This is a genomic window from Vibrio sp. 1249-1, from assembly GCF_033340495.1.
Map to the genome: position 1 here is coordinate 18,787 of NZ_JAWOWJ010000026.1, position 8,941 is coordinate 27,727.

14 protein-coding genes are annotated in these 8,941 nt (G+C 56.9%); 7 read left to right on the plus strand and 7 right to left on the minus strand.

Features of this window, described 5'->3' with window-relative positions; genetic code table 11:
* Positions 1 to 24: 24 nt before the first annotated feature.
* From R7Z50_RS23315 to merR, 5 genes are all read right to left on the minus strand, one after another.
* Positions 25 to 366 (minus strand): hypothetical protein, encoded by a 342-nt coding sequence (locus R7Z50_RS23315; RefSeq protein ID WP_139374599.1) that lies wholly within the window; start codon positions 364 to 366, stop codon positions 25 to 27.
* Between the two features lie 89 nt (positions 367 to 455).
* Positions 456 to 968: a hypothetical protein gene (locus tag R7Z50_RS23320; protein WP_079324556.1), complete on the minus strand. Its 513-nt coding sequence runs from the start codon at positions 966 to 968 to the stop codon at positions 456 to 458.
* On the minus strand, positions 961 to 2,061 hold the full coding sequence (locus tag R7Z50_RS23325; RefSeq protein ID WP_079324558.1) for a hypothetical protein: 1,101 nt from the start codon (positions 2,059 to 2,061) through the stop codon (positions 961 to 963). The genes R7Z50_RS23320 and R7Z50_RS23325 overlap by 8 nt, the downstream gene beginning before the upstream one ends.
* Positions 2,062 to 2,103: 42 nt before the next feature.
* The gene (locus tag R7Z50_RS23330; protein ID WP_053410656.1) at positions 2,104 to 2,496 is read right to left on the minus strand and encodes a hypothetical protein; all 393 of its coding nucleotides are present in this window, start codon (positions 2,494 to 2,496) and stop codon (positions 2,104 to 2,106) included.
* Position 2,497: 1 nt separating this feature from the next.
* Complete coding sequence (gene merR, locus R7Z50_RS23335; protein WP_001166628.1) at positions 2,498 to 2,953, minus strand: Hg(II)-responsive transcriptional regulator; 456 nt, start codon at positions 2,951 to 2,953, stop codon at positions 2,498 to 2,500.
* Between the two features lie 71 nt (positions 2,954 to 3,024).
* On the opposite strand from merR, the gene merT reads away from it, so the two are divergent.
* From merT to R7Z50_RS23370, 7 genes are all read left to right on the plus strand, one after another.
* A complete protein-coding gene (merT, locus tag R7Z50_RS23340; protein WP_001294656.1) occupies positions 3,025 to 3,390 on the plus strand; it encodes a mercuric ion transporter MerT in 366 nt (121 codons plus the stop codon).
* Positions 3,391 to 3,405: 15 nt separating this feature from the next.
* Positions 3,406 to 3,681 (plus strand): mercury resistance system periplasmic binding protein MerP, encoded by a 276-nt coding sequence (merP, locus tag R7Z50_RS23345; RefSeq protein ID WP_000732275.1) that lies wholly within the window; start codon positions 3,406 to 3,408, stop codon positions 3,679 to 3,681.
* A 27-nt stretch (positions 3,682 to 3,708) separates the two neighbouring features.
* Positions 3,709 to 4,134: an organomercurial transporter MerC gene (merC, locus tag R7Z50_RS23350; RefSeq protein WP_000522996.1), complete on the plus strand. Its 426-nt coding sequence runs from the start codon at positions 3,709 to 3,711 to the stop codon at positions 4,132 to 4,134.
* 38 nt (positions 4,135 to 4,172) lie between these two features.
* Positions 4,173 to 5,858, plus strand: coding sequence for a mercury(II) reductase (merA, locus tag R7Z50_RS23355; protein WP_000209296.1), 1,686 nt, complete (start codon positions 4,173 to 4,175; stop codon positions 5,856 to 5,858).
* Between the two features lie 17 nt (positions 5,859 to 5,875).
* Positions 5,876 to 6,241: a mercury resistance co-regulator MerD gene (merD, locus tag R7Z50_RS23360; RefSeq protein ID WP_001277466.1), complete on the plus strand. Its 366-nt coding sequence runs from the start codon at positions 5,876 to 5,878 to the stop codon at positions 6,239 to 6,241.
* Positions 6,238 to 6,474, plus strand: a complete 237-nt coding sequence (gene merE / locus R7Z50_RS23365; protein ID WP_001087807.1) for a broad-spectrum mercury transporter MerE — start codon at positions 6,238 to 6,240, stop codon at positions 6,472 to 6,474. Before merD ends, merE begins: the two co-directional genes overlap by 4 nt.
* A gap of 65 nt (positions 6,475 to 6,539) precedes the next feature.
* The gene (locus R7Z50_RS23370) at positions 6,540 to 6,752 is read left to right on the plus strand and encodes a DUF3330 domain-containing protein (RefSeq protein ID WP_000993245.1); all 213 of its coding nucleotides are present in this window, start codon (positions 6,540 to 6,542) and stop codon (positions 6,750 to 6,752) included.
* A gap of 237 nt (positions 6,753 to 6,989) precedes the next feature.
* Here the strand turns inward: R7Z50_RS23370 and R7Z50_RS23380 are convergent, their stop codons facing one another.
* Complete coding sequence (locus R7Z50_RS23380) at positions 6,990 to 7,754, minus strand: IS6-like element IS6100 family transposase (protein ID WP_001389365.1); 765 nt, start codon at positions 7,752 to 7,754, stop codon at positions 6,990 to 6,992.
* Positions 7,755 to 8,260: 506 nt separating this feature from the next.
* A complete protein-coding gene (locus R7Z50_RS23390) occupies positions 8,261 to 8,761 on the minus strand; it encodes a GNAT family N-acetyltransferase (RefSeq protein ID WP_000376623.1) in 501 nt (166 codons plus the stop codon).
* Between the last annotated feature and the right edge of the window lie 180 nt (positions 8,762 to 8,941).

The window sequence follows — 8,941 nt, forward strand, 5'->3', positions numbered from 1 at the left end:
CGATAACAATTCCACACGTTCCTATCATTCGTCCCTGAGATATTCGGCGTATTTTTCTTCAAACTCTTGGAGCATTGATTTCCTTGGCCGCGGAGCTGCATAGTGATAGTTCCGATTTGGTTCCATCGATGCTTTCTGCTGGGCCTTAAGCTTGGAAATTTTGTTGGTTATTGCGCCACTTCTGATTTGCTGTTTTATGTAATGGGCAAAGTAGTCCTTTCGTACCGACAACTTACATTCAATAAGCCCAAACTGAGCGCAGAACTCCTGCCATAAACATTCGCTGAGCCCTTGCACTTCGAAACCAAGCCCTTTGCAAATCAACATGTCATTTGCCCAGTCGGGCATGTCAGTACGTACAGACACAGTTATATTCTCCGAATACTTTATAGTTCATTTGGTTGGACGCATTGAGTCTGCAGTCCAAGAAAAAAGAGCCCGAAGGCTCTTATTTTTCATACGGCTTTCATTCTAGCCATGACTTGGGAATGGGCTGCGTAGTCACATGCTTTGATAAAGATCCAACAACCTTTAATAGCAAGGTATGCATAAACAACATGGTCGACATCTGTTAAACCAAAACTTTCACTAAAAACAACTAGCTGGTGGTAGATCCCCGACAGCCAATCGCTAAAGCCATTTTGTGATGCGTTATGAAGCCTGTCTGCATCCAGAAATGTTATTTCTTTGCCACTCCTTACACTGCTAGCCAGAGCGCTGTATGCGGCATAAGCCACCTTGCTTAATAAGGCTGCTACCATTGCCGTGATACCTTCTTTCATGCCCCACATAGCAAGGTAAAAATGACTTCCTTTATAATTCTCTTCCCCTTGGTGAAAGAGATAGGTCAAAACCCCATAACACATTAGAAATACAAGCGATGCGGATAGTGCTTCTGCCCGGATGCCTATGAAAATGGCTAACCCTAAGTTCATCATCAAATCCATGACGCCGAGAACTTTAAACATAAAAAATTCTCTCATTCAATTGATAAGGTAGCGTCAAAAGACCACTGTTTTTAACAAGTGTATGTGCCATACGCGCAGAGACACCTGATGGATGTTTTGGCATCAAGCGTTCTGCCATTGCGTCTGCCTGCCCGTCCTTGAAGCTGCCGATCGCTTTCAAAAATCGAATAAGGGATTTGGGGTCGATCAAGCGCCACGTAAACTGGGTTGGTGAGAAAAGAGTTTGTCCATCGTTGCTGAACCCTACCTGCTCCGTTGCCAATATATTGTGAATAGAATCTTTAAAGGCCACCACGACGGGTGTGAATTGCATTGTTTCATCGAAAACAGTCCACATCGGGTTCGGTGATTCAGCCAATACAGACGCGAGTGAATACAGTCTTTCATCATCAAATTCATTGCTCGACATCCAATCCACTTCAATGAACGTGATTGGTGTACCAGTAGGCGAAGATGGCATGTTGTTGCAATCCAAATCGACTTTGATGTGAGTAACGCGCTCTCCAGTAAAGAGATCGGGCCGCTGCTTCACCAAATTCTCAAATAGAGAAGGTAACCCGAATACTATAACTGGAATTTGAGGCTCTTTATTGTTTGCCTCGGCGTATGCCACCAGCCATTGAACTAAGTAAAGGGTCTTTCCAGTGCATGAACCTCCGACTACGACTTCAAGCGAACGAGATTCTTTATTTGATAAGATCTGACAAAAACTATTCACCATCTGCCCTACCATTTCGAACTCTAATTTGATGCGCGGCATTTCTTTAAAGTGCTGACTCATTTCGGCCAAAACTAGATGCAGCAACCGCGACTCAAATTGTTGGTCCATAAAATCTGGATAATGTGTACCAGCGACAGTTTTGGCGCGCTCGAGTACATGTGCGTGATTATCATAGCCAAGAGCTTGCGCGAACATGTCACTTGATACTGATAAAGACGGTTTGTATTGAAACGCAAGTTCTGGCGTAGTTTCTGTGCCTGGGTTCGCTGCCTGATGACATAGAAAGGCTAATAGAGATTGAAGCGATGTAACATCTCTCGATAACCGAAACAGGTTATCAAGGGATATTACCGGTAAAGTAACGTATGACATACGTAGTCCTTGATAATTAAACTCTATGAAATGCTCGCACGCCTAAGATGTCGCGCAACTACGGAGGTGTTCAGATAAGACGGCCATAGGTGCAGTAAGAACTATGCTGTAGTACTTGCTGTCCATATTTAAGAAACGGTTCGCCATCTCGATAACGGTTGCCGGTGTGTCCGGGGTAATCATTTTCTCTAAAAGAGATCTGTCTTGAATGACCTCTACGTATAACTCCGGGCTAACCTCTTTCCCAATTAACGCTTCAATCGTTATGCCCAATTGCAAAGCCAACTCATAGTAAGGTGACCCGTTTTCTGCTTTTTGTAGAAAGATGCTAAATACCGTGTGTCGATACCATGCCACTACAACGTCGTTGTCACTGAATGGACGGCAACCACCAAACCAATGAGGGGTCGTCTCAGAATTCGGAAAATAAAGCACGCTAAGGCGTAGTCACCCCGTGACTCCCCCGCGCCGATGCAGCGAGCTTCGTTCCGTCTTGCAGTGACGCAATCAGCGGGCAGGAAACGTTCCCTTTCCGCGCATGGCAGGCGCACACCAGTTCAGACAGCACGGCCTCCATGCGTGCCAAGTCGGCCATCTTCTCGCGCACATCCTTGAGCTTGTGCTCGGCCAGGCCGCTGGCTTCCTCGCAATGGGTGCCATCCTCCAGCCGCAGTAGCTCGGCGATTTCGTCCAGGCTAAAGCCCAGCCGCTGGGCCGATTTCACGAACCGCACTCGTGTTACATCCGCCTCGCCATAGCGGCGAATGCTGCCATAGGGCTTGTCTGGCTCCGGCAGCAGGCCCTTGCGCTGGTAGAACCGGATGGTCTCCACATTGACCCCGGCCGCCTTGGCAAAAACGCCAATGGTCAGATTCTCAAAATTAATTTGCATATCGCTTGACTCCGTACATAACTACGGAAGTAAGCTTAAGCTATCCAAACCAAATTTGAAAGGACAAGCGTATGTCTGAACCACAAAAGTCTGAACCACAAAACGGGCGCGGCGCGCTCTTCGCCGGTGGGCTGGCCGCCATTCTTGCGTCGGCCTGCTGCCTGGGGCCGCTGGTTTTGATCGCCTTGGGGTTCAGCGGGGCATGGATCGGCAACCTGACGGTGCTGGAACCCTATCGCCCGATCTTCATCGGCGCAGCGCTGGTCGCGCTGTTTTTCGCCTGGCGGCGCATCTACCGCCCGGCGCAAGCCTGCAAACCGGGTGAGGTCTGCGCGATTCCCCAAGTGCGAGCTACTTACAAGCTCATTTTCTGGATCGTGGCCGCGCTGGTCCTGGTCTCGCTCGGATTTCCCTACGTCATGCCATTTTTCTATTAATCACAGGAGTTCATCATGAAAAAACTGTTTGCCGCCCTCGCCCTCGCTGCCGTTGTTGCCCCCGTGTGGGCCGCCACCCAGACCGTCACGCTGTCCGTGCCTGGCATGACCTGCGCCTCTTGCCCGATCACTGTCAAGCACGCGCTTTCCAAGGTTGAGGGCGTGAGCAAGACCGACGTAAGTTTCGACAAGCGCCAGGCCGTCGTCACCTTCGACGATGCCAAGACCAACGTCCAGAAGTTGACCAAGGCGACCGAGGACGCGGGCTATCCGTCCAGCCTCAAACGCTGATCCGTTAACCGAACTCGGGAGCGACACATGGGACTCATCACGCGCATCGCTGGCAAAACCGGCGCGCTCGGCAGCGTCGTTTCCGCGATGGGCTGCGCCGCCTGTTTTCCTGCCATCGCCAGCTTTGGCGCGGCCATCGGACTGGGCTTCTTGAGCCAGTACGAGGGGCTATTCATTGGCATCCTGCTGCCGATGTTCGCCGGCATCGCGTTACTCGCCAATGCTATCGCTTGGCTCAATCATCGACAGTGGCGACGCACGGCGCTCGGCACGATAGGCCCGATCTTGGTGCTGGCAGCGGTGTTTTTAATGCGGGCTTACGGCTGGCAGAGCGGTGGACTGCTCTATGTCGGCCTGGCCTTGATGGTTGGGGTGTCGGTCTGGGATTTCATCTCGCCAGCACATCGCCGCTGCGGGCCGGACAGCTGTGAATTGCCAGAACAACGTGGCTGACGGCAACAGCCGTAGCCACCACAGAAAAGGAAAAATACATGACCACCCTGAAAATCACCGGGATGACCTGCGACTCGTGCGCGGCTCACGTCAAGGAAGCCTTGGAGAAAGTGCCCGGCGTGCAATCGGCGCTGGTGTCCTATCCGAAGGGCACAGCGCAACTCGCCATTGAGGCGGGCACGTCATCGGATGCGCTGACTACCGCCGTGGCCGGACTGGGCTACGAGGCAACGCTTGCCGATGCGCCACCGACGGACAACCGCGCCGGCCTGCTCGACAAGATGCGCGGCTGGATAGGGGCCGCTGATAAGCCCAGTGGCAACGAACGCCCGTTGCAGGTCGTCGTCATTGGTAGCGGTGGAGCCGCGATGGCGGCAGCACTGAAGGCCGTCGAGCAAGGCGCGCAGGTCACGCTGATTGAGCGCGGCACCATCGGCGGCACCTGCGTCAACGTCGGTTGTGTGCCGTCCAAGATCATGATCCGCGCCGCCCACATCGCCCATCTGCGCCGGGAAAGCCCATTCGACGGCGGCATGCCACCCACACCGCCGACGATCTTGCGCGAGCGGCTGCTGGCCCAGCAGCAGGCCCGTGTCGAAGAACTCCGTCATGCCAAGTACGAAGGCATCCTGGACGGCAATTCAGCCATCACCGTTCTGCACGGTGAAGCGCGTTTCAAGGACGACCAGAGCCTTATCGTTAGTTTGAACGAGGGTGGCGAGCGCGTCGTGATGTTCGACCGCTGCCTGGTCGCCACGGGTGCCAGCCCGGCGGTCCCGCCGATTCCGGGCTTGAAAGAGTCACCCTACTGGACTTCCACCGAGGCCCTGGCGAGCGACACCATTCCCGAACGCCTTGCCGTAATCGGCTCGTCGGTGGTGGCGCTGGAGCTGGCGCAAGCCTTTGCCCGGCTGGGCAGCAAGGTCACGGCCCTGGCGCGCAATACCTTGTTCTTCCGTGAAGACCCGGCCATCGGCGAGGCGGTGACAGCCGCTTTCCGTGCCGAGGGCATCGAGGTGCTGGAGCACACGCAAGCCAGCCAGGTCGCCCATATGGACGGTGAATTCGTGCTGACCACCACGCACGGTGAATTGCGCGCCGACAAGCTGCTGGTCGCCACCGGCCGGACACCGAACACGCGCAGCCTGGCATTGGAAGCGGCGGGGGTAGCCGTCAATGCGCAGGGGGCCATCGTCATCGACAAGGGCATGCGCACCAGTAGCCCGAACATCTACGCGGCCGGCGACTGCACCGACCAGCCGCAGTTCGTCTATGTGGCGGCAGCGGCCGGCACTCGTGCGGCGATCAACATGACTGGCGGCGATGCGGCCCTGGACCTGACCGCAATGCCGGCCGTGGTGTTCACCGACCCGCAGGTCGCCACCGTGGGCTACAGCGAGGCGGAAGCACATCACGACGGGATCGAGACCGACAGTCGCCTGCTAACACTGGATAACGTGCCGCGTGCGCTTGCCAACTTCGACACACGCGGCTTCATCAAGCTGGTCATCGAGGAAGGTAGCGGACGGCTCATCGGCGTGCAAGCGGTGGCCCCGGAAGCGGGTGAACTGATCCAGACGGCGGTGCTCGCCATTCGCAACCGTATGACCGTGCAGGAACTGGCCGACCAATTGTTCCCCTACCTGACCATGGTCGAAGGGCTGAAGCTCGCGGCGCAGACCTTCAGCAAGGACGTGAAGCAGCTTTCGTGCTGCGCCGGATGAGGAAAAGGAGGTGTTCAATGAGCGCCTACACAGTGTCCCGGCTGGCCCTTGATGCCGGGGTGAGCGTGCATATCGTGCGCGACTACCTGCTGCGCGGATTGCTACGGCCGGTCGCGTACACCACGGGCGGCTACGGCTTGTTCGATGACACCGCGTTGCAACGGCTGCGCTTTGTACGGGCTGCCTTCGAAGCGGGTATCGGCCTGGACGCACTGGCGCGGCTGTGCCGGGCGCTGGATGCTGCGGACGGTGACGGTGCGTCTGCGCAGCTTGCCGTGTTGCGGCAACTCGTCGAGCGTCGGCGCGAGGCCCTGGCCAGCCTCGAAATGCAACTGGCCGCCATGCCAACCGAACCGGCACAGCACGCGGAGAGTCTGCCATGAACAGCCCAGAGCACTTGCCGTCTGAGACGCACAAACCGATCACCGGCTACTTGTGGGGCGCGCTGGCCGTGCTCACCTGTCCCTGCCATTTGCCGATTCTCGCCATTGTGCTAGCCGGCACGACGGCCGGCGCGTTCATCGGGGAGCACTGGGGTATTGCAGCCCTCACGCTGACCGGCTTGTTTGTCCTGTCTGTGACGCGGCTGCTGCGGGCCTTCAAGGGAAGATCATGACCGCTTCCCAGCCAGCCGAGAGTGGGCAGCTTTGAGCTTCGCTACCAATCTGGAGGAGTACCACCATGAACGCAAACGCCCCGAACACTGCCAGTTGCACCACCTGCTGCGTATGCTGCAAAGAAATTCCGCTCGATGCCGCCTTCACCCCGGAAGGCGCGGAATACGTCGAACATTTCTGCGGGCTGGATTGCTATGAACGCTTCCAGGCACGCGCCAAGGCCGCGACAGAATCTGACATTGCGCCTGTCCCTGGCGGTTCGCAGCCGTCAGATTGAGGCATACCCTAACTTGATGTCAGATGCCATGTGTCATTTTCAGAAGACGACTGCACCAGTTGATTGGGCGTAATGGCTGTTGTGCAGCCAGCTCCTGACAGTTCAATATCAGAAGTGATCTGCACCAATCTCGACTATGCTCAATACTCGTGTGCACCAAAGCGAGGTGAGCATGGCGACGGAGGCTCTGTTGCAAAGATTGGCGGCAGTCAGAGGTAGGCTGTCGCTCTGCGCCGATCAGGCGGCTGCTGCGAAATGGTGGTTGAGCATGCCCATGGCCTCCGTCAGCGCCGAGGGCCCAATGCCAAAAGCTCTCTCCACAAGGCGCACCTCGCCCCTGATGCCGGGCTGCAGGCACCAGGGGCGAGCCTGTCCTTTGCGCAGGGCTCGCATGACTTCGAATCCCTTGATCGTGGCATAGGCCGTGGGGATCGATTTGAAACCGCGCACCGGCTTGATCAGTATCTTGAGCTTTCCGTGATCGGCCTCGATCACGTTATTGAGATACTTCACCTGCCGGTGGGCCGTCTCCCGGTCCAGCTTTCCTTCGCGCTTCAATTCGGTGATCGCTGCACCATAGCTCGGCGCTTTGTCGGTATTGAGCGTGGCAGGCTTTTCCCAGTGCTTCAGGCCTCGCAGGGCCTTGCCCAGGAACCGCTTCGCTGCCTTGGCGCTGCGGGTCGGCGACAGGTAGAAATCGATCGTGTCGCCCCGCTTGTCGACTGCCCGGTACAGGTAGGTCCACTTGCCCCGCACCTTGACGTAGGTTTCATCCAGGCGCCAGCTCGGATCAAAGCCACGCCGCCAGAACCAGCGCAGCCGCTTCTCCATCTCCGGGGCGTAGCACTGGACCCAGCGATAGATCGTCGTATGGTCGACCGAAATGCCGCGTTCCGCCAGCATTTCCTCAAGGTCGCGATAGCTGATCGGATAGCGACAATACCAGCGCACCGCCCACAGGATCACATCACCCTGGAAATGGCGCCACTTGAAATCCGTCATCGTTCCGTCCGTCCAATCTCCGCCAAGCATGCTCAAGCTTCACGATTTTTGCAACAGAGCCCACACGAGTATTGAGCATAGTCGAGATTGGTGCAGATCACTTCTGATATTGAACTGTCAGGAGCTGGCTGCACAACAGCCATTACGCCCAATCAACTGGTGCAGTCGTCTTCTGAAAATGACATTTGGTATCTCTCATAAACGGATGTTTTTGAGAGAACTATCTTCGGCCTTCACACGCACGAAAGGCGGCGAAGCTCCGCCGTTAATCCGTCCGCCGGAGATCTCGCCCAGGCAGGCTGAAGGCCGAGCAAGCCTGACAGGCCCGAAAAGCCCGGCACGGGCGTCGGCGGCGATGACGGCGGCGGCATTATCCAGGGTTGATGATGGAAGTGGAGGATATCGACAACCTCTCGCGCAACCAAGACATCGCGGTCGGACTGCAAGTGATCTTGAAGCCACGGGCCCGTCCCACCCCGACATGGACCTCGATGCCCGAACGGACGTTAGATTTCGAGTTCTAGGCGTTCTGCGATGAAGGTTGGATCCCAGCCGGGATTGAAAGTGTCGACGTGGGTGAATCCGAGCCGCTCGTATAGGCCACGCAGGTTCGGGTGGCAGTCGAGCCGCAGCTTGGCGCACCCCTGCGTTCGCGCGGCATGGCGGCAAGCCTCGATCAGCGCGGAGCTGACACCCCGGCCCGCATGTGTCCGTCGCACCGCGAGCTTGTGCAGATATGCGGCCTCCCCCTTGAGGGCGTCGGGCCAGAACTCGGGATCCTCGGCCGACAAGGTGCAACAGCCGACGATGCCGTCGCTGCAACTCGCGACTAGGAGCTCGGATCTCAGGACGAAGGTCTCCGCGAATGTCCGGTCGATCCGCGCGACGTCCCAGGCGGGCGTTCCCTTGGCGGACATCCACGCCGCAGCGTCGTGCATCAGCCGCACAACCTCGTCGATATCACCCGAGCAGGCGACCCGAACGTTCGGAGGCTCCTCGCTGTCCATTCGCTCCCCTGGCGCGGTATGAACCGCCGCCTCATAGTGCAGTTTGATCCTGACGAGCCCAGCATGTCTGCGCCCACCTTCGCGGAACCTGACCAGGGTCCGCTAGCGGGCGGCCGGAAGGTGAATGCTAGGCATGATCTAACCCTCGGTCTCTGGCGTCGCGACTGCGAAATTTCGCGA

Bases quoted from the DNA above. Each gene is read 5' to 3' on its own strand.
- R7Z50_RS23320 (WP_079324556.1), bottom strand. From the start codon at position 968: ATGTTTAAAGTTCTCGGCGTCATGGATTTGATGATGAACTTAGGGTTA.
- R7Z50_RS23325 (WP_079324558.1), bottom strand. From the start codon at position 2,061: ATGTCATACGTTACTTTACCGGTAATATCCCTTGATAACCTGTTTCGG.
- merR (WP_001166628.1), bottom strand. From the start codon at position 2,953: ATGCAAATTAATTTTGAGAATCTGACCATTGGCGTTTTTGCCAAGGCG.
- merT (WP_001294656.1), top strand. From the start codon at position 3,025: ATGTCTGAACCACAAAAGTCTGAACCACAAAACGGGCGCGGCGCGCTC.
- merP (WP_000732275.1), top strand. From the start codon at position 3,406: ATGAAAAAACTGTTTGCCGCCCTCGCCCTCGCTGCCGTTGTTGCCCCC.
- merC (WP_000522996.1), top strand. From the start codon at position 3,709: ATGGGACTCATCACGCGCATCGCTGGCAAAACCGGCGCGCTCGGCAGC.
- merA (WP_000209296.1), top strand. From the start codon at position 4,173: ATGACCACCCTGAAAATCACCGGGATGACCTGCGACTCGTGCGCGGCT.
- merD (WP_001277466.1), top strand. From the start codon at position 5,876: ATGAGCGCCTACACAGTGTCCCGGCTGGCCCTTGATGCCGGGGTGAGC.
- merE (WP_001087807.1), top strand. From the start codon at position 6,238: ATGAACAGCCCAGAGCACTTGCCGTCTGAGACGCACAAACCGATCACC.
- R7Z50_RS23370 (WP_000993245.1), top strand. From the start codon at position 6,540: ATGAACGCAAACGCCCCGAACACTGCCAGTTGCACCACCTGCTGCGTA.
- R7Z50_RS23380 (WP_001389365.1), bottom strand. From the start codon at position 7,754: ATGACGGATTTCAAGTGGCGCCATTTCCAGGGTGATGTGATCCTGTGG.
- R7Z50_RS23390 (WP_000376623.1), bottom strand. From the start codon at position 8,761: ATGGACAGCGAGGAGCCTCCGAACGTTCGGGTCGCCTGCTCGGGTGAT.